This is a genomic window from Fibrobacter sp. UWH4, from assembly GCF_900142475.1.
GTDB lineage: Bacteria > Fibrobacterota > Fibrobacteria > Fibrobacterales > Fibrobacteraceae > Fibrobacter.
Window position 1 is genome coordinate 373759 of sequence record NZ_FRAY01000004.1, and the last position, 25000, is coordinate 398758.

The 25000-nt window shown below is 53.8% G+C and carries 18 protein-coding genes and 1 tRNA gene; 13 read left to right on the plus strand and 6 right to left on the minus strand.

The window, feature by feature from the left end; translation table 11 throughout:
• Window positions 1–15 precede the first annotated feature (15 nt).
• The 3 genes from BUA93_RS09565 to BUA93_RS09575 all read right to left on the minus strand — a co-directional run bounded on the left by BUA93_RS09565 (window position 16) and on the right by BUA93_RS09575 (window position 2068).
• Complete coding sequence (locus tag BUA93_RS09565) at window positions 16–258, minus strand: helix-turn-helix transcriptional regulator (protein WP_072978919.1); 243 nt, start codon at window positions 256–258, stop codon at window positions 16–18.
• A gap of 86 nt (window positions 259–344) precedes the next feature.
• Window positions 345–1949, minus strand: a complete 1605-nt coding sequence (locus BUA93_RS09570; RefSeq protein WP_072978920.1) for an alginate O-acetyltransferase AlgX-related protein — start codon at window positions 1947–1949, stop codon at window positions 345–347.
• Between the two features lie 46 nt (window positions 1950–1995).
• Window positions 1996–2068 (minus strand) — tRNA-Arg (locus BUA93_RS09575).
• Window positions 2069–2388: 320 nt separating this feature from the next.
• On the opposite strand from BUA93_RS09575, the gene BUA93_RS09580 reads away from it, so the two are divergent.
• From BUA93_RS09580 to purF, 3 genes are all read left to right on the plus strand, one after another.
• On the plus strand, window positions 2389–3675 hold the full coding sequence (locus BUA93_RS09580; protein WP_072978921.1) for a CobW family GTP-binding protein: 1287 nt from the start codon (window positions 2389–2391) through the stop codon (window positions 3673–3675).
• Window positions 3676–3972: 297 nt separating this feature from the next.
• Window positions 3973–6246 (plus strand): aconitate hydratase, encoded by a 2274-nt coding sequence (locus BUA93_RS09585; RefSeq protein WP_072978922.1) that lies wholly within the window; start codon window positions 3973–3975, stop codon window positions 6244–6246.
• Window positions 6247–6488: 242 nt separating this feature from the next.
• Entirely contained in the window at window positions 6489–7874 is a 1386-nt protein-coding gene (purF, locus tag BUA93_RS09590; RefSeq protein ID WP_072978923.1) for an amidophosphoribosyltransferase, read from the plus strand.
• 66 nt (window positions 7875–7940) lie between these two features.
• Here purF and BUA93_RS09595 read toward each other — a convergent pair whose 3' ends face one another.
• Together BUA93_RS09595 and rpsT are read right to left on the minus strand one after the other, a co-directional pair.
• Entirely contained in the window at window positions 7941–8861 is a 921-nt protein-coding gene (locus BUA93_RS09595) for an NAD-dependent epimerase/dehydratase family protein (protein ID WP_072978924.1), read from the minus strand.
• A gap of 173 nt (window positions 8862–9034) precedes the next feature.
• Window positions 9035–9295 (minus strand): 30S ribosomal protein S20, encoded by a 261-nt coding sequence (gene rpsT / locus BUA93_RS09600; protein WP_072978925.1) that lies wholly within the window; start codon window positions 9293–9295, stop codon window positions 9035–9037.
• A gap of 102 nt (window positions 9296–9397) precedes the next feature.
• Here rpsT and BUA93_RS09605 point away from each other — a divergent pair, with 102 nt between their 5' ends.
• The 6 genes from BUA93_RS09605 (at window position 9398) to BUA93_RS09635 (ending at window position 19087) form a co-directional block, all read left to right on the plus strand.
• Window positions 9398–10516 carry a DegT/DnrJ/EryC1/StrS family aminotransferase gene (locus BUA93_RS09605; protein WP_072978926.1) on the plus strand — a complete coding sequence of 373 codons (1119 nt, stop codon included), beginning with the start codon at window positions 9398–9400 and terminating at the stop codon, window positions 10514–10516.
• An 87-nt stretch (window positions 10517–10603) separates the two neighbouring features.
• The gene (gene hisS, locus BUA93_RS09610; RefSeq protein WP_072978927.1) at window positions 10604–11923 is read left to right on the plus strand and encodes a histidine--tRNA ligase; all 1320 of its coding nucleotides are present in this window, start codon (window positions 10604–10606) and stop codon (window positions 11921–11923) included.
• 96 nt (window positions 11924–12019) lie between these two features.
• Complete coding sequence (locus tag BUA93_RS09615) at window positions 12020–13603, plus strand: SGNH/GDSL hydrolase family protein (RefSeq protein ID WP_254793929.1); 1584 nt, start codon at window positions 12020–12022, stop codon at window positions 13601–13603.
• Window positions 13600–15333: a GDSL-type esterase/lipase family protein gene (locus BUA93_RS16570; protein ID WP_072978928.1), complete on the plus strand. Its 1734-nt coding sequence runs from the start codon at window positions 13600–13602 to the stop codon at window positions 15331–15333. The genes BUA93_RS09615 and BUA93_RS16570 overlap by 4 nt, the downstream gene beginning before the upstream one ends.
• Window positions 15334–15425: 92 nt before the next feature.
• A complete protein-coding gene (locus BUA93_RS09625; RefSeq protein ID WP_072978929.1) occupies window positions 15426–17276 on the plus strand; it encodes an MBOAT family O-acyltransferase in 1851 nt (616 codons plus the stop codon).
• Window positions 17277–17542: 266 nt separating this feature from the next.
• A complete protein-coding gene (locus BUA93_RS09635) occupies window positions 17543–19087 on the plus strand; it encodes a THUMP domain-containing class I SAM-dependent RNA methyltransferase (protein ID WP_254793930.1) in 1545 nt (514 codons plus the stop codon).
• Between the two features lie 351 nt (window positions 19088–19438).
• Here BUA93_RS09635 and BUA93_RS09640 read toward each other — a convergent pair whose 3' ends face one another.
• Entirely contained in the window at window positions 19439–19975 is a 537-nt protein-coding gene (locus BUA93_RS09640; protein ID WP_072978931.1) for a DUF5662 family protein, read from the minus strand.
• A 111-nt stretch (window positions 19976–20086) separates the two neighbouring features.
• Between BUA93_RS09640 and ilvD the strand changes: the two genes are divergently transcribed.
• From ilvD to trmFO, 4 genes are all read left to right on the plus strand, one after another.
• Window positions 20087–21946: a dihydroxy-acid dehydratase gene (ilvD, locus tag BUA93_RS09645; RefSeq protein WP_072978932.1), complete on the plus strand. Its 1860-nt coding sequence runs from the start codon at window positions 20087–20089 to the stop codon at window positions 21944–21946.
• 40 nt (window positions 21947–21986) lie between these two features.
• A complete protein-coding gene (locus BUA93_RS09650) occupies window positions 21987–23039 on the plus strand; it encodes an IMP cyclohydrolase (RefSeq protein ID WP_072978933.1) in 1053 nt (350 codons plus the stop codon).
• A 9-nt stretch (window positions 23040–23048) separates the two neighbouring features.
• Window positions 23049–23504 (plus strand): hypothetical protein, encoded by a 456-nt coding sequence (locus BUA93_RS09655; protein ID WP_072978934.1) that lies wholly within the window; start codon window positions 23049–23051, stop codon window positions 23502–23504.
• Between the two features lie 120 nt (window positions 23505–23624).
• Window positions 23625–24998: a methylenetetrahydrofolate--tRNA-(uracil(54)-C(5))-methyltransferase (FADH(2)-oxidizing) TrmFO gene (trmFO, locus tag BUA93_RS09660; protein WP_072978935.1), complete on the plus strand. Its 1374-nt coding sequence runs from the start codon at window positions 23625–23627 to the stop codon at window positions 24996–24998.
• The last annotated feature ends 2 nt before the right edge of the window (window positions 24999–25000 follow it).

Sequence of the window (25000 nt, forward strand, 5' to 3'; positions counted from 1 at the left end):
GTTAGTGGTTGGTGGCTAGGATTGAGAGACGCGTTTTACTTTCGACGCGAGCATGCGCCAGTAGGCGGCGGGGCTCCCCGTTACGGATTCAAGCGATTCGGCAAGTTCGCGGGTAATTTCAACCGTTCCCGCAATCAAGCCCTCTAGAGTTTCCATCGGAACTCCGATGCGGCGGGCAAATTCCGCCTTGTCCATCTTGAGCCATTCAATACCTTCTAAAATTGCCTGTCCCGGAGTGGGAGTTCCATGCCTAGCCATTTTGCGCCTCCAGCGCAGTTTGCAGAACTTAGTTGATAGAACATAGAAAAATCAGCTTCTAAGTTCTAAGATCTAAGCTCTAAGTTCTAAAAAATTACGTCCTTCCAGCCTTCGGCACCAAAGCGAAGGTCGCGTTCCACAAATTCCCAAATCAGGAGTTTCTTGCCCTTGAGTACGCCCGCCTTGCGGGCGAGCTTTTCACGCACAAGTGTAGAAGCGCCGCCGTCGCTCACAATCGAGGACACCGGTCGGCTGATATTCCTAGCAAAATGGGCAATCCAGCCCGCGTTTACAGGCGCATCCGTCTGGTATATGCGGCTAAAGCTGTCCCCCAGAATCAAAATCTTTGACTTGCGGAAGTCGTCCTTAAAAGGAGTCTTGGTCGTATCGATTTCAAGCGCCACCGAATCGTCTACATCCAGAAGTCTCGACGCCAGAATACGTTCGTCCATCGCCTGTTGGTACACCACATGGCCCGTTACCAGCTGCGGCTTAAACACGTCAAACTTGTTGAGTCCACTCATTTCGCCAATATCGCCCATGCGATCCGCCGAGCTATCGACCGGCACATAGCGCAACGCGCCTGAACCTAGATCAATCACTCCTGCCGCATTCATCTGTAAGACCGAGCCCGCAATTACCGCCGCCGCAAGTTCGGCCCCGCGCGGAGTCCAGTGCGTATCGTCGTCCAAGTACAGCGGGCCAAAACGCCCGTCGTATTTTTTAGCGGCCAAAAGCGGCGTATACAAGTCAACCGTATTCAGCCCAAGCGAGGTCAACGAATCAAGAATCATCTTGCCGTGTCCAGGCGCCACAACGGAATCTACGATGCCGGTCAAACGTTCCGGATAAATACTCGGCTTGCCAGGAGTAATGACCACCAGGAGTTCTACACCCTTCGCCTTGAGTTGATCCCGGAACTTGAGAATCGCCTGAATCGGGTTATCAAGCTTTGCGCTGCGCACATCCAGCGGCGACGGCTGCACCAGGAATTCCACGTCCTGCCGGTAGAAAAGCCAACGGCCCGGACGCTTAGCACAATTATTCTTTTCGGGATCGCAATCGGAACCTAGCACCACCTTTTCACCGGGATCATTAAAAAGTTTCCAGACGGCGAGCTGGTACTGCGGCCTAAACTTGAGCACTAGCGCATTTTCGTCTTCGACCTTTTTTTCGAATGCTCGCAGGTAACGGCTTGTCCACACGCCATAATGCTTGACGCCACAAATCGCGCGCCAAACCGACAAATGACCAAATTCAGCCACCACAGCCTTCAGCGTTGAATCCACCATCTTGAATGATTCCGGTTCATCTTCAAGGGCAGCCACCAAGGTATCAGCCTGTTTTAACAACTTGTAGTCAGCCTCGGCCGTATCGAGTTCAGCATAGCTGTTCACCGAAAGCGCAACGGCTTCTAGATCGGAAAGTGCACTGACCACGCCTTCCAGCGACTCGCCCACATCGCCACCACCGGCAATGGATTCACGAGCGGCAAGCCAGGCATCGTTCAACTTGATGGACAAATCCACCATCCTAGATTCACGCACAAACGGCGTATAAACGATGTCCTTGAAAATATCTAAGCTAACGAACCGTTTTTCGCCGCGTAAATCAGCAACCGTCTGCACCGAAAACGGCAACAACAATAAAACTGCAAAAACGACGACAAAAAAGATATAGATTTTTTTCACAAAAGAAAAAATAAAAAAAAGCTGGCAGCCGAAGCTACCAGCGATATACCCGGATCGCGATTCGAACGCGAGTCTGATCCTTAGGAGGGACCCGTTCTATCCAACTGAACTATCCAGGCAACTAACTATTGGTTTCAATAGAGCGGGCAAAATATAGCAAACAAGCAAAAAATCATCAACTTGACCTCTTTTTTTACGAAAACGGAACTTTTTGTACCATTCATTTGTTTCAAATCACGTAAAAATCGCAAAAATAATAATTTTGTAAGTTTCTTAAAAGCAAATCCCTTGCCTAATCTCGCAGAATTTTGTATCTTATTGTGCAGAACTCTTTGTTCTCCTCCTAACCCCCAAAAAACTAGTCCGGCTCTGCTGGGCTAGTTTTTTATGGGAAAAGCCGAAATTCGCCTTGCTCACTTTTGCTAAATTATAGGGTACTATGAAAAAGTCAGTACCTATTACGCTGCTCACCGGCTACCTCGGAGCCGGAAAGACCACCCTCCTCAACTTTGTTCTCAACAACCAGCAAGGTTACCACGTCGCCGTGATTGTAAACGACATCGGCGAAGTGAACATCGACCAGACCCTTATCGAAAAGGGCGGAAACATCACTAAAGAAGACTCCGGCAAGGTGGTGCCGCTGTCTAACGGCTGCATTTGCTGCTCCCTGAAGACCGACCTTTTGGAACAAATTGCCGAACTGTTGGAAATGAACAAGTTCGACTATATTCTGATTGAAGCCAGCGGCATTTGCGAACCCATTCCTATCGCACAGACTATTTGCATGGCCGGCGCCCAACTCCAGAGCCGCGACGGCCGTCCGCTCCCCTGCCACCTGGACAACATCGTTTCCGTGGTAGATGTGGCTCGTCTAGCCGACGAATTCGCCGGTGGTCAGAAGCTTTTGTCCAAGGATCTCGAAGAAGAAGACATTGCGAACTTGCTCATTCAGCAGATCGAATTCTGCAACACCATCGTGATGAACAAGGTTGATAGTTTGTCTAAAACCGACCTTGAACACGTGAAGGCCGTGGTTCGCGCCTTGCAGCCCGAAGCCAAGATGATTGAGACGAACTACGGCAAGGTCGACATGAAGGATATCTTGGACACCAAGCAGTTCGACTTCGAAAAGGTCGGCAACTCCGCCGCCTGGGCCAAGGAACTCATGAAGGAAACGTCTCCCGAAGACGATGACGATGACCACGACGAGCATGAGCATCACCATCATGACCACGATGATGATCATGACGAACACGAACATCATCATGACCACGATCACGAAGACCATAGTCACTGTGATCACGAACATGGCGTGTGCCACTGCGGTCACCACCACGACAAGGATCATCCGCATGGTGACGAATACGGCATCAGCACGTTTGTGTACGAACGCCGCCGCCCGCTGATTCGCGAGCGTTTTGAAGTGTTGCTTGACGACTACCCGACTAGCATTATCCGCACCAAGGGTCTCGTGTGGTTCGAAGATGAACGCGACAACAGCTACCTGTTCGAACAGGCTGGCAAACAGGCGTCCGCCCAGAATTTCGGACCTTGGTTCGCTAGCGAAAGCGAAGCGGAACAGAAGCGAATCCTGCGCGAAAATCCGGACTTGCTCAAGGTGTGGGACGAAAAGTACGGGGACCGCATTATCCGCCTCGTCTTCATCGGCCAGCACATGGACAAGAAGAAGATTATCGCCGCGATGGATTCTTGCCTAGGCGAGTAACAGACCGAGCTGGCTAAACTCAACCGAGTCCTTACTCTGAAGCCAGCTCTCTCGCCACCGCCCCAGCTTAACGCATGGGGCTTTGTGGCTCACAGAAGACCGAGCTGGCTAAACAAGACCGTTCGTGACAATTCAAGATAAGTCCGCACCTAAATGGTGTGGACTTTTTTCTATCTTTACGCCCGAAAGAAGTAAACAGTATACAGTGATCAGTAAACAGGAATGTAAAAGGAACATTCTTATTACAATCCCAACCACTAATCACTAACCACTAATCACTAACCACTAACCGCTATTATGCTTTTCAATTTCGACATGATCCAGGGCGTCTATGCCCGCATTCCCGCCCGCGTTGAAGCTGCCCGCAAGCAGCTGGGCCGTCCGCTCACCCTCGCCGAAAAGATTATCTACAGCCACCTAATCGATGGCGCCGAGAACAGGACTTACGAACGCGGCAAGGATTTTGCCGAATTCCACCCCGACCGCGTGGCCATGCAGGACGCTACCGCCCAGATGGCCCTTTTGCAGTTCACCACCGCCGGTAAGGCCCGCGTGGCAGTGCCCAGCTCCGTGCACTGCGACCACCTGATTATCGCCCGCGAAGGTGTCGAAAAGGATTTGCCCCGCGCCAAGGAAGAAAGCAAGGAAGTTTACGATTTCCTCCAGTCCGTGTCCGCCAAGTACGGCATTGACTGCTGGCTCCCGGGTGCAGGCATCATCCACCAGGTGGTGCTCGAAAACTACGCCTTCCCGGGCGGAATGATGATTGGTACCGACTCCCACACGGTGAACGCTGGCGGCCTCGGCATGCTCGCGATTGGCGTGGGCGGTGCAGACGCCGTGGACGCCATGGTCGGTCTTCCGTGGGAACTCAAGTACCCGAAGATGATCGGCGTGAAGCTCACGGGCAAGCTCCAGGGCTTCGCTACCGCCAAGGACATTATCCTGAAGCTCGCTGGCATCCTCACTGTTAAGGGCGGCACCAACGCCATTATCGAATACTTCGGCGAAGGCGCACGCAGCCTGTCCGCCACCGGCAAGGCAACGATTGCCAACATGGGTGCCGAAGTGGGCGCCACCTGCTCCACCTTCAGCTACGACGATTCCATGAGCCGCTACCTCAAGGTGACCGGCCGCGCCGACGTTGCCGCCGCCGCCGACAAGATTGCAGAACACCTCAAGGCCGACCCCGAAGTCGAAGCAAATCCGGAAAAGTACTTTGACCGCGTCGTGGAAATTGATTTGAGCACGCTCGTGCCGCACTTCAACGGCCCGTTCAGCCCGGACCGCGCTTTCGCCGTGACCGACATGGCAGAAAGCCTCAAGGCCACCGAAACCAAGCCGGAATCTACCCCGGTCGTGAGCGCCGCCCTCATCGGCAGCTGCACGAACTCCAGCTACGAAGATTTGTTCATGGCCGCCAACATGATCAAGCAGGCCCTCGCGAAGGGACTCAGCCCGAAGTGCCCGCTTCTCATCAACCCGGGGAGCGAACAAGTTCGCTACACCGCCGAACGCGACGGCCTCATCGACTTGTTCAAGCAGTTCGGTGCCACCATCATGACGAACGCCTGCGGTCCTTGCATTGGCCGCTGGGACCGTGCCGGAGCAGACAAGAAGGAACTCAACACCATCGTTCACAGCTTTAACCGCAACTTCGCAAAGCGTGCCGATGGCAACCCGAACACTCACGCCTTCGTCGCCTCCCCGCTCATGGCCGTGATCGCCGCCCTCTCTGGCGACATTCGTTTCAACCCGATGACCGACACCCTCGTAAACAATGAGGGCAAGGCCGTGAAGCTCGACCCGCCGGAACAATGCGAACTCCCGCCGAAAGGCTTTGAAGTCAAGGACGCCGGTTATCAGGCCCCGGCAGAAGACGGTTCCAAGATTACCGTTTCCATCAACCTCGAAAGCAAGCGCCTCCAGGCTCTCGCTCCGTTCGCGGCTTGGGACGGCAAGGACATCGCCGGTGCCCCGCTCCTCATCAAGGCCAAGGGCAAGTGCACCACCGACCACATCTCCATGGCCGGTCCGTGGCTCAACTACCGCGGTCACCTCGAAAACATTTCGAACAACATGCTCATCGGCGCCGTGAACGCTTTCAACGGCGAAACGAACAAGGTCCTCTGCCAGTGCGGTGAATACAAGGAAGTCCCCGCACTTGCCAAGATTTACAAGGCCAAGGGCACGGGCTCCATCGTCATCGGTGACGAAAACTACGGTGAAGGCTCCAGCCGCGAACACGCCGCTATGGAACCGCGCTTCCTCGGCGTGAAGGCCGTGATCGTGAAGAGCTTCGCCCGCATCCACGAAACGAACCTCAAGAAGCAGGGCATGCTCGCCCTCACTTTCAAGAACGCTGCCGACTACGACAAGATCCAGGAACAGGACGTGTTCGATATCGTTGGCCTCACCAAGTTCGCCCCGGGTTCCGAGTTCACGCTGGTCGCCCACCACAAGGATGGCTCCGTCGATAACATCGCCCTCAGCCACACCTACAACGAACAGCAGTGGGCATGGTTCAAGGCGGGTTCGGCCCTCAACCTCATCCGCGCGAACAACAAATAAGTTTATCGAAAAATTTTTCGATTTACACCTCATGTAAAAGATTTTCGCGATTTGCGAAAATCTTTTTCATATTATGTTAAACTCAGCGAAAAGGCTTAAAAAAAATTTTTTTTGACAGCTTTTTTGACCTATCCAACAAATAAAGTCCTTTTTATATTTGCCTTGTTCGCTTTCCCGCTTGCACCCATACGGGTGGGCAATGACCATCGAGGTAAGGAAAGCACACATTCCAGAGAGGCGTTATGCTCGACGAATTGCACGAAGAATGCGGCGTCATCGGCATCTATAATGGCGATACCGTCGTAAGGAATATTACCATGGGGCTTTACGCCCTGCAGCACCGCGGTCAGGAAAGCGCCGGATTCGCAGTCACCGATGGGGAAAAGATCCGCGTCCGCAAATCCATGGGACTTGTATCGACCCTGCTCCGCGAACACAATATCGACGAATTCGACGGTTTTGCAGGCATCGGACACGTGCGTTACAGCACCACCGGAGCCTCCACGCTCGCCAACGCACAACCGATTCTCGTAAGTTGCAAATGGGGCCAGATTGCAGTCGCCCACAACGGCAACATCACGAACGCCGCCGAGCTCCGCGCCGAAATGGAAGCCGACGGACACATTTTCCAGACCACCTCCGATTCCGAAATCCTTCTACACGAAATAGCACGCACCCAGGCCGATGACCTGGGTGAAGCCATTAAGAAGGCTATTGCAAAATTTACCGGTAGTTTCTGCCTCGTCTTTATCAGCAAGGATTCCATGTACGTGGCCCGCGACGGCTTCGGTTTCCGCCCGCTATCGCTTGCCCGCATGGGCAAAGCCTGGTGCGTTGCCAGCGAAACATGTGCCTTCGACCTGCTCGGAGCAAACTACGTTCGCGACATCCAGCCCGGTGAATTTTTGACGATTACAAAGAACGGGCTCCATTCGGAACGCTTTACGCACAAGGACCGCCTCGCCCACTGCATTTTCGAATACATCTACTTCAGCCGCCCCGATTCCAAGATATTCGAGCAAAGTTGCGACAAGATCCGCCGCAAGATGGGCAAGCAACTTGCCAAGGAATGCCCCGTCGACGCCGACATCGTCATCTCCGTTCCCGACAGCGCCACCACGGCGGCATTAGGTTATTCGCAGGCCAGCGGCATCCGCTTCGAAATCGGATTGCTCCGTAACCACTATGTGGGCCGCACCTTCATCGACCCGACACAAAACGTTCGCGAGCAGAAGGTCAAGCTCAAGTTCAACCCCATCGAGGGCGTCCTCAAGAACAAGCGCGTCTGTGTCGTAGAAGATTCCATTGTACGCGGCACGACCCTCAAGATTCTTTCCAGGATGCTCCGTGACGCGGGCGCTCTCGAAGTGCATATCCGCATCGCATCGCCACCTGTCGCACACCCGTGCTTCTTCGGTATGGATTTTCCGAGCCAAGGCGAACTCGCCGCAAGCTCCATGACGCCCGACGAAATTGCCAAGATGCTCGGAGTCGAAAGCCTCGGCTACTTGAGCGTCGAAGGCATGAAGGAATGTACCGGCGAAGGCGAAAACTACTGCGCAGCCTGTTTCGACAACGACTACCCCGACTACATCGGCAACGATTCCAGCAAAACAAGGTGCGGGTAAAAATTTACCATTACCAATAAAAGGCGAGAGCAAATGCTCTCGCCCTCTTTACAAATTTTCGGTTCATTAAACTTGGCTATACGTCCACTTGACGTGATCCATCATGAAATCATGCGCATCGAAGGCCAGTCCGAACTGGTCCTTGATTTTGCTGACATCGAAAAGCATCGGTTCATCGCCCCAGCCCAGATCCGTTTCGACAATTTTCGACTTACAGCCGGGCTTCTGGGAAATCATCATTTCGGCGATTTCCTTCCAGCTCATCCACACTTCACCGAGACCGAGGAAAATCTCCTCATTCTTGTCGGATTCAAGCAAGCTCAGGTAAAGCTGCGCCTGCTGACTGGCATGGATAAACTGAGTACCGTCATTCTTGATGACATTGATATCCTTGTTTTCCTTGACGGCCTGAGCCATGGCAAAGAATCGGCGGTCCGGTTGGCTACAGCCATCGGGCCAGGCGGGATTACCGAACGTGTACCCGGGGCGAATAATGTTGCGGGTCATCTTGACTTCGGGGAACTGCGTCCCGTAACCGTGCGTAAAGCCGAGGACAAAAGCTTCACCTGCGGCCTTGGTTGCACCATAAAGATCCATCGGCAGGTTGCTCGTGATTTCGCGCATCGTAGGACGCATACGGCCCATGGCAGCGGTGCTACTCGTGTAAATAAACTTCTTGCAGCCGGCCTTTGCTGCATTTTCAAGAAGCATGACCGTCGCACGCGTATCGTTCATCATCATGGCACTCGGGGTATCGCCCCAGCCGAGCGCAATATGGATACAGGCGTCACAACCATGCAGGCCCTCGGCCATGGCATCGAAATCAGTCAGTGCACATTCTACAAAAGAAACATTGGGCATCGCCTTGAGCGTGGGCACCTTGTTCGGATGCCTCGTGGCAATAACCACCTCATGGCCTTTTTCCAGAATGGCCTTGACGACGTAGTGACCAATAAAACCTGTTCCACCAGTAACGAATACACGCATAACAACCTCTTTTTCCCTAAAATACAAACCTTTTAGGATCAAGGCAACCCTTTTTTTGTGCAAGATTTCTAAACCCGCAAAGAAAAGGGCATACCTTATAAAACACGAACAAACCGACACACTCAGTGTATCGGCCTATTCAAAAGTTTCGGCAACTTGCCGAGATTCGCTAATTAAGCGAGGCTGTTGACGACCTTAGCGGCCTTAGCCTTGTAGTTAGCGGCGCGGTTGGCGCAGAAACCGGCACGACCCTTGGCGGCAGCCTTGTCAAGCATGCTGAACAGAGCCGGCATAGCCTTGAGGGCTTCTTCCTTAGAGGTAGCAGTACGCACAGCCTTGAGAGCGGTACGGATAGCAGAACGAGTCGAACGGTTCATGGCGTTGGCCTTTTCAGCCTGACGCAGACGCTTTTTGCAAGATTTGTGTTGAGGCACCTTATTATCTCCGGGTGAAAACCTACTTAAAAATGTTGGCACAAAGTTAGTAAATTATTCAAAGATTTCAAGGGGTAGTCAAAAAATTCTAACTTTGGAGGCATGATTCCCTTCGTAAACCTCACCGGACAGCGCGAAAAATACCGTTTTGAACTCGAAAAAGCCGAACAGGCGGTGCTGGACAGCGGATGTTTTATCGGAGGGCCGCAGGTCGAAGCCCTGGAAAACGAGCTTTCGGACTACCTGGGCGGGTGCCACGTCCAGACCTGCGCAAGCGGGACCGACGCCTTGACGATAGCCCTGATGGCACTCGGACTACAACCGGAAGACGAAGTCATCGTCCCCGATTTCACCTTTATCGCCCCCGCCGAATGCGTCGCCTTTCTTGGAGCGACCCCGGTATTCGCCGATATTGACCGCGAAACCCTGCAAATTTCCCCCGAGAGCGTCCGTTCGCTGATCGGATCGAAAACCAGGGGTATCATCGCCGTTGACCTTTTCGGACAATGCGCCCCCTTCGAGGAATTAAGGGAAATCGCCAACGAGCACGGGCTTTGGATTATAGAGGATGCCGCCCAGGCTTTCGGCGCCACCGTCCGTGAAGCAGGAAACGCCAGCAAAGCATGCACCTTCGGCGACATATCCATCACAAGTTTCTACCCGAGCAAGCCCCTCGGCTGCTACGGGGACGGCGGGGCACTCTTCACCGCAAGCAAAGACCTCGCCGACAAGATGCGCATGATAGCGAACCACGGGTCTTCGGGTAGGTACTGCCACGAAATCATCGGGATTAACAGCCGATTGGACGCCCTGCAAGCATCCGTCCTCCGGGTGAAGCTTGGTCACCTAGCCGAGGAACTCCCCGTCAGGCAGCAAAACGCCCAGAATTACGACCATTTTTTCACGGAATACAACCGAACCGCCCCTGACGGACAAAAGATTCTGTTGCAGAAAATCGCCACGGGCAACACGAGCACTTACGCACAGTACACCGTGCTCGCCGAAGACCGTGATTCGTTCATTGGCAAGATGAAGCAAGCCGAAATCCCCTGCTGTATCCATTACCCCATGCCGCTGCACAAGCAGCCCTGCTTTTCGAAGGGGAACGAGCAACTCTGCCCAAATGCGGAATGGGCTTCGAAACACGTCGTGAGCCTCCCCGTCTGCGCCTTTACCGACGCCGCCGAAATTACAAACAAATTAAAGCTGATTTTTCGGTAAACAGCCTCAATTCGCCTGCTATTTAGGGCGTGAATCGTTGTGGATTTACAATAGACAGCCCTATTATTTTCTAAATTGCGTGCCACTATGAGTATTTCTATCCCTCAGTTGCCCAAGGGCACACGCGATTTTTACCCGGAAGCCGAGCGCATCCAGAACTACATTTTTGACACCTGGCGTAGCGTCGCCGAATCTTTTGCCTACGAAGAATACGAAGGCCCGATGTTTGAGCATCTGGAGCTTTATACGGGCAAGTCCGGCGAAGAAATCGTAAGCCAGCTTTACAACTTTAAAGACAAGGGCGACCGTGAAATCGCGCTCCGCCCCGAAATGACCCCGACGCTTGCTCGCCTCGTAATCCAGAAGGCCCGCGAACTCAAGAAGCCTTTCAAGTGGTTCAGCATGCCGCGCCTGTTCCGTTACGAAAAGGCACAGAAGGGCCGTCTCCGCGAATTCTTCCAGCTGAACATGGACATTATCGGTACCGAAAGCATTTACGCCGAAGCCGACCTGATGGCAGCCATCGCCACGATGCTCCGCAAGTTCGGCCTCAAGGACGGCGAATTTGCGATTGGCGTTTCTAGCCGCAAGCTCTTGGCCACCTACCTCGAAGAAATCGGCGCCCCGAATCCGGCGCTTGTTTACCCGGTGCTTGACCGCCGCTTGAAAATCGGGCCCGAAGCGTTTGCCAAGGCTCTGGCCGATGCTGGTCTCAGCGAAGACCAGGTGAAAAAGCTCGACGACTTCATGAGCTGCAAGAGCATCGAAGAAGTCAAGGCCAAGGTGCATAGCGAAAACGCGACTGCCGCCCTCGCCGAAATCGAAGACCTGTTCGCAACGCTTACCGCTGCAGGCTACGGCGAATGCGTGAACCTGGACCTCAGCATTGTTCGCGGCCTCGCCTACTACACCGGCATCGTGTTCGAAGTGTTTGACAAGGGCAAATCCATGCGCGCCATCGCCGGCGGTGGCCGTTACGACAGCCTCACCGAAAAGCTCGGTGGCGAACGCATTCCGGGGGTGGGCTTCGGCATGGGCGACGTGGTACTCGCCGACTTGCTCGCCGAACACAAGTTGCTCCCGAGCCCGAAACAGAGTGTCGACTTCTACATTGCAAGTTTTACCAACGACATGAAAAAGGTTTTCGAAACAGCCCAGGTGTTCCGCAACGCCGCAGGTAACACGAACGCCAAGCCGTTCTCGGTCGCACACCCGCTCGCCGCCATGAAGATGGGTAAGCAGCTGGACCAGGCCAACTATCAAGGCGCCAAAATCGTCGTGTACGTAGACGGTTCCAAGGCCGCCGAAGGTGAATTCGAATACAAGGACATGCGCACCGGCGAAATGTTCGTCGGAAACGTAGACGCCATCGTAGAACGACTCAACACCGAGGTAAAGAAAGCCTAGCCAATTCAGAATTCAGAGTTCGGAATTAAGAAATTAGGCGGCGCTGCCAAGATTGTATTAATTCAGAATTCCGAAATTCGAATTCATAATTATACCATGATGTCCCCTTTAAAAGTTCTCTTATCCATCATCAGCCTGTTCGCCGTGCTGGGGCTAATCGCCCTAATTTACCCCGACGGCGGCATCCATGTCGGAGATTACACGCTCCGTTACCCGAAGCTCACCGAAATCTTCGAGAAACAGAACTCCGCTATGGGGGATTCGCTTGCGGATTCTTCGGCGGCGGACCCCGAAGATGCCATTCGAGAAATGATGGAAGCGACCAAACGGAAGGAATTTGCAGCCTTCAGCGACTCGCTCAAATTCTACGAGGACTTTTTTAGAAAGGGCAAAACCCGTTTCGACTTGCCGAACAACGATCCGACTTGGTTTGACCGTTTCTTCTTGCACCTGGAACTGGCGAGCCTCGATTCGAACGTGGTCCACATCGTGCACTACGGCGACTCGCAGCTCGAAGAAGACCGCATTTCGGCGACCATCCGCGAAGACTTGCAGGACGAGTTCGGCGGTGCAGGCCCCGGCATGATGCCGCCGATTATGACCGTACCCTCGATGACGACGAGCCACTCCAATTCCGGAGCCCTTTCGCGTTACATCCTGTTCGGCCCCAAGGAAGAAGAAGCGGACCACAGCCGCTACGGACCGCTAGCCCAGTTCGCGAAACTCGAAGGCGAAGCCGCGATTACAATTCAGAAGCGCAAGGAACGCAAGAACGCGTTCAGCCACGTAGGCGGCTACAGCACCGTCAAGATTCTGATGAACAAGGGCGCGCACCTCAAGGCGAAGCTCAACGTGAACCAGACTTTTGTGGAAGTCGTCGGTGAAGATGCCGAAGGCAACCCGAAAGAAAAGCGCACGACCAAGGTGGTCGACGCAGGCGAGCCCACCGTCGAGACCTACAACAAGCTGAAGGTCTACACCTGGAAACTCAAGGACACAACCTCGATTGCCAAGATGTACCTTTCCGGTAACGCCGAAATCTACGCCATTGCGGCAGACGGCGCCTACGGCGTCGCCGTTGACAACGTCGCCATGCGCGGATCTTCGGGTACAATTTTCCACCGCATTGACTCGGATCTTCTTGCGGAATCTTACAAGGCGATGAACGCCCGCCTGATTATCATGGAATACGGCGGCAACCTCGTTCCGGGCACGAATTCCGGCAACATCGAATGGACCAAGAAAATCATCACCCGCCAGATTCAGGCAATCCAAAAGGCGAACCCCGATGCAGACATTCTTTTCATCGGCCCTGCCGACATGGCACGCCAAAAAGACGGGCAATGGCAAACTTACGCCGGACTCAACATGACCATCAAGGCTCTCCGCGAAGTGGCCCTTGATAATGGCGCCGCCTACTGGGACATGCACCGCGTCATGGGTGGAAACGGATCGATGATCAAATGGGTCAACAAGGAACCCGCGCTCGGTTTCACGGACCACATCCACTTTACCCGCAGGGGTGCGGCCTACATGGGAGACCTTTTCTGCGCAGCACTCCGCATGCACTACGACTACTTCAAGTTCCGCGATCGCCATCACATCAGCGACGAAAAGCTGAAGGACATCCACGAGTGGAAAAAAAGCGAAAAGGATAGCGCAAAGGAGAATAGCAAGTGAAGCGTCTCTTCCTTCTTGTGATATTCATCGCATTGGTCGCCACGAACGCCCTCGCAGGCGAGACAAAGCAACCAACCGCGCCGGGAGCATATTCCATTGACCTGTCGCGCTACGACTTTATCGATTCTTCGCTGAACGTAATCCAGTTCCCCAAGGGGAACGCCGCGTTCACACCGTTTTTCAATAAGCTGGACACGCTTGTATTCGAAAATAAGGGGCAAGTCCGCATCTTGCATATCGGCGGTTCGCACCTGCAGGCGGACGTGATTTCCGGACGCATCCGCGAGCACTTTATCAAGGAATATCCGGGAGCATCCGCCGGTCGCGGTTTCGTTTTTCCCTACTCCGCGGCACGCACCAACACGCCCGCCAGCTACGCCAGTTACTATAAAGGCATCTGGGACATGAACAAGAACGTGCAACGCGAAATCAAGAAGCCGCTCGGACTTCTCGGCATCGCTGTCAGCACCTCCGACCCGCGCGCCGAAATTTCGATTCTTCTGGACAAGTACAATTCGACACCGCTCTGGGGCGAAACCAAGTTCCGCCTGTTCGGCTATAGCGACAACAACGATGTCATTCCCGTGCTGCGGGTCGATTCAACCGATATCTACGGCACGCTGGATACCACAAGTCAAAGTTACGTGTTCACCTCCCCACGGCCGATTGATTCCATACAAATTGCATTTCGCTGGATGGATTCTTTACAGCAGGCGACTGTTGCGCAGTTTATTACCGACTCCCTGTTGCAGGATTCCATCGCCCGCGCCGTCGAGGATTCGCTAAAAAAAGCAAATGGAGACACACTTGCAAACGACAAACATGGTTCGGCAGGCTCGCCGACCTCAAAAATCGAAACCGATGCTCCCGCCAAGATTCCGAACAACGTAGCGATTCCTCAACCTGACGTTGCCCGCGACTCCATGTTCCAGGGAGAATGCGACGTTCTTGACACCGCCTGCCTCGCTCGCGAAGAAGCGAAGAACAAGGCTGCAAGCAACAGTTCCCGCAGCTGTGCCAACATGGCGAAGAAGCCCTCCGTCAACTACGCCGAAGGCGAACTTGATTCCACGAACATCGCCGAAGAGCACTGCATCGCCGACACCGTCGCCGTTCCCGATTCTGTGAAAAAGAACGCCCGTCCGCGTTTCACGCTCACCGGCATTCTCACCGAAACCGACGCCCCCGGCATCACCTATACGGGCGTAGGAATCAACGGAGCCAAGGTTCATGACTATTTCGAAGAAGTCTGTCCGCTGTTCGAAAAGCAGCTCGCCTACTACAAGCCCGACCTCGTCATTTTCGCCATCGGCATCAACGACGCCAACGTGCAGCACTTTAACGACAAGCAGTTCAAGGACGATTATGATAAGCTGATAGCCCGCATCAAGAACGTGAACCCGAACGCAGCGATTATCTTCGAGACCAACAACGACATGTACCGCAAAGTCAAGAAGAAACGCTACGTGCAGCACCCCAATGGCGACATCGCCCGCAAGGCGTTCTTTGCACTCGCCGAAAAGCACCAGGCCGGCGTCTGGGACAAGTTCAGCATCATGGGCGGCCTCGGTTCCATGGCCAAGTGGGAAAAGGCGGACCTCGCCAAGGCCGACAAGGTTCATTTCAAACTTTCGGGCTACAACCTGCTCGGCGACCTGTTCTACAAGGCTATCATCAACAGCTATCAGGAACACATCGCGAATTTGCCCGCACAAACGAGGAGCGAATAAAAAGGAACTTAGAACTTAGACCGCTTCGCTCTTAGAGCTTAGACAAAAGATAGTACTAAGTTCTAAGATCTAAGCTCTGCCAACTAATTCATATGCTTGACTATTTAATACCATACCTCACTCGCACTTTCTCGTTTGACCCGAACAGTCCGCTGCTGTTTACGCAATTCTACTTCTGGGGATTCTTCGCAGTCGTTTTTGCGTTCCTCACCCTCATCAAGAACCGCATTCTACTGCGCAACGCATTCTTGTTTGCGACGAGCATGTTCTTCTATTACAAAACGAGCGGGAGCTACGTTTGCATTCTTATTTTCTGCGTGGTTGCGAACTTCTTTATAGGCAAGTGGATTGAACGCGCCGAAGAGCATTGGAAAAAGAAGCTTTGGATGATCATCATCGTCATTATTGACCTGCTTGTATTGTGCTACTATAAATATTCCTACTTCTTCTTGGACGCTCTCTACGACTTTACCGGCATCGAGCTTCACGTCTACAATTTCTTTGCCGCCGCCAGCAACAAGCTGTTTGGCACGAATTCCCTCGTCGACACCATCATCCTGCCCGTAGGCATTTCGTTCTTCACCTTCCAGGCGATTAGCTACTGTATCGACATTTACCGCGGCAAAATTTCGGCCGTCAAGAACATTCTCGATTTCGGATTCTATCTCACGTTCTTCCCGCAGCTGGTCGCAGGTCCGATCGTTCGCGCCGACAAGTTCGTGCCGCAGCTTTACCGCAAATACTTCCTGCCCCGCCGCACCTTCGGCATCGCCGTCTTCTGGATTCTAAACGGACTTGCCAAGAAGATTATCTTGAGCGACTACCTCGCCACCAACTTCGTAGACCGCGTTTTTGATACGCCGCTCCTGTTTACGGGACTTGAAAACCTCATCGCCCTGTTCGCCTACTCGCTGCAGGTTTACGCCGACTTCTCCGGCTACACCGACATCGCTATCGGCGTGGCCCTCCTGATGGGATTCCGCCTACCTCAAAACTTCAACAGCCCCTACAAGGCGCTCAGTCCCACCGAATTCTGGCGTCGTTGGCACATTTCCCTTTCGAGCTGGTGGCGCGACTACCTGTACATTCCGCTAGGCGGTAACCGCAACGCCACCCTCGGCACCTACTTCTGGATGGCCTTCTTGAGCCTTGTCGCCATTCTCCTTTCCGGTAGCGTCTGGGTCGGCATCGCCCTCGGCCTGTTCTTCCTCTACATCGCTATTTATGCTTATTTCAAGCCGGATTCCCGCAAGTTCATCACCACCAACATGAACGCCATGTCCACGCAGATTGTGGGCGGCTGGTGGCACGGAGCGAGTTGGAACTTTATCATCTGGGGTGGCCTCAATGGTTTCGGCCAGGTATTCAATAAGTTTTGGGTCAAACGCAGCAGGACGTTCCGCGCCTCGGCAGCCTTCCTGCTTTTCGCCGCTAGCGCCATCATCTTCAAGCAGACGCACACCGCCATCTTCGCGATTACCGCGGTCTATTTCGGCGTTCTCTTCGCAGGCATCTACGCCGTCATGATTTTCCGCCTGTTCAGCGACAAATACTTCCACGGCCTTTACGTTGCCTGGAACGTCACCCTGACCTTCGTGTTCATCACGTTTACGCGACTTTTCTTCCGCGCCGGTTCAAACCTCGACCCCGCCGAAGCAAACGAAGTCGCCTGGAACACCGCCAAGAACATGGTGCAGCAGATGGGTACCGCCTGGAAATGGGACACGCTCGGCTCCATCGCCTGGGAACACATCAACATCATCCTCGTGTTTGTCGCGGGCATGCTCATCCACTGGGTCCCGAAAAAATTCAAGAGCCGCTACCGTATCGCATTTGCGTCGCAGCCGGTTCCGCTCATGGTTATTTCGACCGCTTTCATCATCTTCGTCATTTACCAGTTTATGAGCGCAGACAGCTGCCCGTTCATCTACTTCCAGTTCTAGCACATTCAAAAAATTCACCTCGCGCAAGGTGAATTTTTTCAAAGCCCTTGCCAAATGTCCAAAAAAGGTGTTTTTTTCGACATCTTTTGAAAAATGACGTCTTTTTAAGGGTCTTTTGAGGCGGGCGGGCATATAAAGCCGTCTGTTTTTCGATTTCATATGCTTTGGCCCACACAGGGAAAGTTAATTTATTCAAATCAAGCATATAAAAGAGACTTTCTCTGCAATTTATATGCTTCGGCATTCGTAAAAGTTATATTTGGGGCGTGATTCACACTCCGGCAACAAATTCCGCTTTCGAAAAGCGCATCAAGCGACAAGTCATCGGCAAGCCACACCGATTTCAGGCGGTTGTCCCGCTCGGTTTTGAAAAAACGCTCGCCCACGAACTTAGCAGCATCTTAAAAAACGGCGATTCGGTCAAGACACCCGACACCAATTCTCTCCCGCACGTCACCGGAGACGGCAAAGTTGAATTCACCGCGAAAATCACCGACGCGTGGAAAGCGGTCGCCTGCAGCCGCATTGCCAACCGTATTCTGATGCACATCGCCGACTTCAAGGCTGAAAACTTCCGCAATTTTGAAAAGAAAGCCGCCGAAATTCCATGGGAGCTCTATTTAGACGAGAGAACAGGTAGCGTCCAACAGGCGATAGACGAGAAATCAAATCCTACTAATTCAAACAACGTAGCTCGCAACACCATCAACATCCATGTTACCTGCAGGCATTCACGCCTTTACCACAGCGACGCCGTCGCAGAAAGGCTACAGAATATTATCGAAGGGGAACGCCGCCTCGCTCCTGCAGTCACGGCATCCGCTACCCCCTCTGCGGGGACACCCCGCAACACCCCGTTCAAAGTCATCCTCGCAAAGGCGGGGAACTCCAACCCAATAAAAAATTTCGAACAACATTTATACGTTACCTTCCTCGATGATCGTTGCACCATTTGGCTAGACCTCGCCGGAGAAGAGCTCTATAGACGTGGCCACGAACGGTTCGTCAACGACGCCCCACTCAAGGAAACAATTGCCGCCGCAATGATCTTTGAGGCACAAAGTATCATCCAAAATTCTTCAAATCAGTCCCATCACATTTTCACACAAGACACCCCCTTCCGAGCAACCCTTTTCGACTTGATGGCAGGCAGCGGCACCTTCAGCCTCGAAGCCGCCTACATGGCAAACGGATTCATTCCCGGCATCTGCCGCGACTTTGCACTCAAGCACCAGCCCGCCTTCAAAGAAGCAACGTGGAAGTTCTTAACTAGACGAGAGAACGGGCAAAGCCCTACAGACGAAAGACTAGAGGTTGCTGCCGCAACAATCACTAAAATTGTCACGAGCGACATCTCGGAACACGCTATCGAAATCATCAGGCACAATGTGGAATGCAGCCCGCTCGCAAGCTTCGCTCCAAACGGGAACTCGCCCACCATCACCCCGCAACTCCGCGACTTTTTCAGCTACACCTCAAAAGAAATTGCAGGCCTTTGCGGCGACACCTCACCCATTCTCGTGTTGAATCCCCCCTATGGCAAGCGCCTCGACTTTGACGCCCCGAAACTTTATACTAAAATTGGGCGTCATCTCGCTTCGCTCGCAAGCGGATTAAGGCAGCTCGGCAAATTTTTCAGTGTCGCCATTCTCGTCCCGAAAGACGATACACGCGATGGCGCCAGATACACCTGCACCGCAAATCTTTTACGCGAATGCCCCGCCCTTTCGCCGGAGAACAACGCTGCAGCCAAACACATCGTCACAAGCCACGGCGGCCTTACGCTGAATGTGCTTATTGCAAAAATCTAGTGACATTCACAGACGCAGACCATTTTTCGCCAAAGCATTTTTAAATAGAGCTATTTTACCTATAAACCAAGCTAAAGTCAATCATTTATAGGTACGTCCCCCAAGCAAATATAAAAGTGTACCTATAAAAGACTCAAAATAAGAATGTTTATAGGTAGTCGGCCTTAAATCACAAACAAACCAAGTAAACGTTTTTCATCATTTTTATTATTTTTACCTATAAGGCCCTATTTAAACAAACCGTTATAGGTACAATGCCCCAAACATCAACCAATTACAGAAGTAAAAAAAGGCTTTTCGTACCTATAAACTTCATTTTTTCCGATGTTTATAGGTACACCTAGCGAAAAACTACTCTGTCGGCAACACCTTCGTGCGGCGCATAAATGCAAGCGTTTCTTTTTCGCCCTTTTCGGCAAGCATCTTTAGCAGGTAAAGCAACTTCTTGTAAGTCGTCTCCGTCATTTTTTCACGGGCGGTACTTTTGGTAAGGTACAGCAACGGAGATTCCTGCGTGTACCCCGCCTTGTTATACGTCTTGGAAGCAGCCACACGATCGCAAAACATTTCCTTGATGTAGCGGTCGGGCATATCGATGGGCACCAACTTCTTGGTCGCCATTTCGTAGTCGTACCAGAATTCAAAATGATGCTTGTTTCGGCCCTTGTGGTGCATCCATGCGAGGCTGTAGCCCTTGTCGTTGCGTTCGCCGTTATTTGGCGACTGGTCACCCAAATAATACTTCGCCCCGGGAATAAACTCCGTCGGACTGTACTTGGACAAATCATGGAACAGGCCCTGAAAGCCAATTCCCGCCTTAAAGCAAAGCCGAATCACCTCGTTGCGGTGCTTAGTTATCGTCAAGAAATGTTTTATTGGGTGAAACATAGCACGCATAAAAATAGAATTTTCTACATTTTCATTCGAAATTTGGCGTTTTCATCCGTAATTTTTTACGGGTAGCGTCGCAGAGCTTAAAGACACAAAAAGAGGATTATTATGCCGAAACTTCGTTCGCTCAAGACTATGGAAGGCCGTGAAATGGCCGGTGCACGCGCCCTGTGGCACGCAACTGGAACCAAAGTGGAAGACTTTGGCAAGCCGGTGATTTGCGTGGTGAACAGCTATACCCAGTTTGTTCCGGGCCACGTTCACCTGAAGGACTTGGGTCAAGTGGTCGCCCGTGCGATTAAAGCCGCCGGCGGTGTCGCTAAGGAAATGAACACCATCGCGGTCGATGACGGTATCGCCATGGGCCACGACGGCATGCTCTACAGCCTCCCCAGCCGCGACCTGATTGCGGACTCCACCGAATACATGGCAAACGCCCACCGCGCCGACGCCCTCGTGTGCATCTCCAACTGCGACAAGGTGACTCCGGGTATGCTCATGGCCGCCATGCGCCTCAACATTCCGGCAATCTTCGTGAGCGGCGGCCCGATGGAAGCTGGCCACGTGACCACGAAGGACGGCAAGGATCGCGCCCTTGACCTGATTGACGCCATGATCGATTCCGCCGACAGCACCATCAGCGACGAAGAAGTGGCCGCCATCGAAGCGAACTCCTGCCCCACTTGCGGTTCCTGCTCCGGCATGTTCACCGCGAACTCCATGAACTCCCTCACCGAAGCCCTGGGCCTCAGCCTCCCGGGTAACGGCACCATCGTTGCCACCCACGCCGAACGCAAGAAACTCTTTGAAGCTGCCGGTAAGCGCATCGTGGAACTCTGCCACCAGTATTACGACTTGAACGACGACAGCATCCTTCCGCGTAGCATCGCCACGAAGGACGCCTTCGAAAACGCCATGCGCCTCGACATCGCCATGGGCGGCTCCTCCAACACCGTGCTTCACTTGCTCGCCGTGGCCCAGGAAGCAGGCGTGGACTTCACCATGAAGGACATCGACCGCCTCTCCCGCAATACGCCGTGCATCTGCAAGGTGGCCCCCACCGTTCACAACATCCACATCGAAAACGTGAACCGCGCCGGTGGCATCATGGGCATTCTCGGTGAACTGGACCGCATGGGACTCCTCCACAAGGACGCGAAGACCGTCCACGCAAAGACCATGGGCGAAGCTCTCGAAGTGAACGACCTCAAGCGCAACCCGACCGAAGAAGCCAAGCAGCGCTACCTCGCTGGCCCCGGCCGCAAGTACAACCTGGTCGCCTTCTCGCAGAACTTCATGTACCCGGACCACGACCTCGACCGCGCTAACGGCGCTATCCGCGACGGCGAACACGCCTATACCAAGGACGGCGGCCTCGCTGTTCTGTACGGTAACCTCGCCGTGGACGGCTGCATCGTGAAGACCGCTGGCGTCGACGAATCCATCTTCAAGTTCACCGGCCCCGCCGTGGTGTTCGAAAGCCAGGAAGATGCCGTGAAGGGCATTCTCGACCCGAACATGGTGAAGGCAGGCGACGTGGTCGTTATCCGCTACGAAGGCCCGAAGGGTGGCCCCGGCATGCAGGAAATGCTCTACCCGACCAGCTACCTCAAGAGCCGTCACCTCGGCAAGTCCTGCGCCCTCCTTACCGACGGTCGCTTCTCCGGCGGTACCAGCGGTCTCTCCATCGGCCACGCTTCTCCGGAAGCCGCCAACAAAGGTAACATCGGCCTCGTGCACACGGGCGACGTCATCGAGATTGACATTCCGAACCGCTCCATCAACGTGCAGCTCACCGACGACGAACTCGCCGAACGCCGCAAGGAAATGGAAGCCCGCGGCGCCAAGGCATGGAAACCTGAAAACCGCGACCGCGTCGTGTCCAAGGCTTTGCAGGCATACGCCGCGATGGCATCGTCCGCTGACAAGGGCGCTGTGCGTGACCTCTCCCTCATTGGTGTGAAGTAATCTTCACCCCACAGAAATTTTAGACAACAAAGGAATAATCATGTCCGAAGAACTCGTTTTGAAATTCGTTGACCCGAAGCCGATGCGCTACGGTGAAAACTCCCACCAGTCCGCAGTGTTCTACCGCGACCCGACTTGCACCGAAGCAAGCCTCGCTACCGCCAAGCAGCTCTGGGGTAAGGAACTTTCTTACAACAACATCGTGGACGCTGACGCCGCCCTCGAAATGGCCCGCGAATTCAGCGAAGGCAACGCCGTCGTGATCGTGAAGCACATGAACCCCTGCGGACTTGCTACCGGCGAAAGCCTGCGCGAAGCCATGGAAGCCGCCTGGGCAGGTGACCCGGTGTCGGCCTTCGGTTCCGTGATTGCAGTGACCCGCAAGGTGGACCTCAAGACTGCTGAATTCTTGAAGGGCCGCTTTGTCGAAATCTTGCTCGCTCCGGCATTCGACGACGACGCTCTCGAATTCCTGAAGAACAAGTCCAAGGACATTCGCCTGCTTGAAGTCGGCGAAATCAAGAAGGCAACGCACTGCAAGGTGTACAAGCACGTGATCGGCGGCATGCTCGTTCAGGACCGCGACGTGGACACCTACGAAAAGTTTGAATGCGTGACGAAGGCCCAGTTCCCGAAGAACAAGGAAGACCTCGCCCGCTTTACCTGGCTCGTGACCAAGCACACCAAGTCCAACGCTATCGTGATGGGTTACGAATACAAGCCCGGCTACTTCCAGGTGATGGGTCTTGGCCCCGGTCAGCCGAACCGCATCGACTCCAACCTCCGTCTTTGTCAGCCGCGCGTGCGCGACAATGTCGCCCGTATGGAGGAAGCCAAGGCTTTCTTTGACGAAAACGGCAAGTGCATCAACGAAGCTGGCCTCAAGGCTCTCGAAAAGAAGGTCTTCGGCGAAGTCGTGATGGGTTCCGACGCCTTCTTCCCGTTCCCAGACAACGTCGAAGCCGCCCACGATGCAGGCGTACGCTACATTGTACAGCCGGGTGGATCCAAGAAGGACGACCTCTCTATCGAGAAGTGCGACGAATTCGGCATCGCCATGGTGTTCACCGGCATGAGGCACTTCCGCCACTAAGGGTCGCCTATGGTTCCAACCTCCCAAAAGGAAATCAATCAGCGGGAAAAGGACCTGTATTACACGGTCCTTTCCTTCCTGAAAAAAATTCGCAAGGCAGGCAAGACTACAGCGAAAGAGTGGGACGAATACCGTTCCGCTATCAAGAATGTAGCCATGACCGCCGATATGGGTAAGGCCGCTGACTTGTGGACCATGGACAACCTGGACCAGTTCAGCCCCGACAACACGCAGCTTCCGCCGCTCAACGACATGGAATACGTGGCACGCGTATCGCCCGAATTCCTTTCGCAGCTCATGGAAGCGCTGTATTACGGGATGCTGAACCCGACCCAGGCGAACATGATTTCCGACGAGATTCAGGACGCCGATCCGGAATACGTAACTTCGGCCTCGCTCGAGGAACTGCTCGTAAAACTCTGGATCGGTAACGCCAAAAGCTACCGGAAGATGATTGCAAACTAGGTGTGAGGTGTGAGCACGGGCTAACGCCCTCTGAGCCACAGAGAACAATTTCTCAAAACCTCAAAGCGCCATAGGCACGACCTCATACCTCGTAACCCCAAATCCCTCAAAGCGAATGAAATGAGCGACCTCATTACTCAAAGGGGCGAAGCCCCGACTTCAAAGCCTCAACGTGTACGTGTAATTGGCGGTGGTCTCGCAGGTTGCGAGGCGGCTTTACAACTGGCGAGCCGCGGTTTTAAGGTCGATTTGTACGAAATGCGCCCGGAGAAAAATACACCTGCGCACAAAGACGGCCATCTAGCCCAATTAGTTTGTTCCAATAGTTTTAAGGCTTTGGGCATTACATCTGCCCACGGGCTCCTGAAGCAGGAACTCACGATGCTCGGGAGCTTTCTGCTGGATTCCGCCCGAGAAGCTGCCGTGCCCGCAGGCGACTCGCTCACCGTGAACCGCGATATCTTCAGCGAATCGGTTGAAAAAAAGATTGCAGAGAGCCAGAACATTACGCTCCACCGCGAAGAAGTCACAAGCCTCGAAGGCGACTGCCCTACGCTCGTTGCCGCGGGCCCCCTGGCAAGCGACACGCTCGCCGATGACATTTTCAAGCGCCTGGGCAGCAACCGCCTGCATTTCTTTGACGCCATCGCCCCGGTTGTCGAAACGGACAGCATCGACTTTGACCACGCCTTCTACATGAACCGCTGGGAAAAAGGCGAAACGGCAGACTTTATCAACTGCCCCTTGGACAAGGAAACCTACGCAGAATTTGTACGCAAGCTCTGCGAAGCCGAAAGCACCGAGCCGCGCCCGTTCGAAAAGAACGAACTGTTCGAAGGTTGCTTGCCGGTCGAAGAAATGGCCCGCCGCGGTTACGAGACGCTCCGCCACGGTCCCATGCGTCCGATTGGCCTTGGACTCGGCAACAACGGGAAATTGTGGTACGCAGTCATCCAGCTCCGCGCCGAAAACAAGCAGAAGACTTTGTTCAACATGGTGGGTTTCCAAACGCGCCTCAAGTGGGGCACGCAAAAGGAAATCTTCACCATGGTGCCGGCGCTCAAGAACGCGAAGTTTGCACGCCTCGGCTGCATGCACCGTAATACCTTCATTGAATCGCCCAAGTTCCTGGACAAGACTCTTCGCCTGCGCCCGGATCTTGAATGCGCCAAGGGCATTCCGCCCACGTGGTTCGCAGGCCAGATTACCGGCAGCGAAGGCTACACCGAAGCCGTCGCCACCGGCTGGTACGCCGCCTGGAACATGGCGCAGACCCTTTTGCACGGGCATGCCGACCCGCTCCCCGACGAAAGCTGCATCGGTTCCTTGATGAACCGCCTGGTGGAAGAAAACGAAGACTTCCAGCCCATGAACTTCAACTTCGGGCTGCTCCCCCACCACGAAGGCCTCAAGAAGAAGAACAAGAAGGAAATTCTTGCGGCCCGCGCCGAAGAATCCGTGCGCAAGTGGATTGCGGATAGGAAATTGGTATAAAC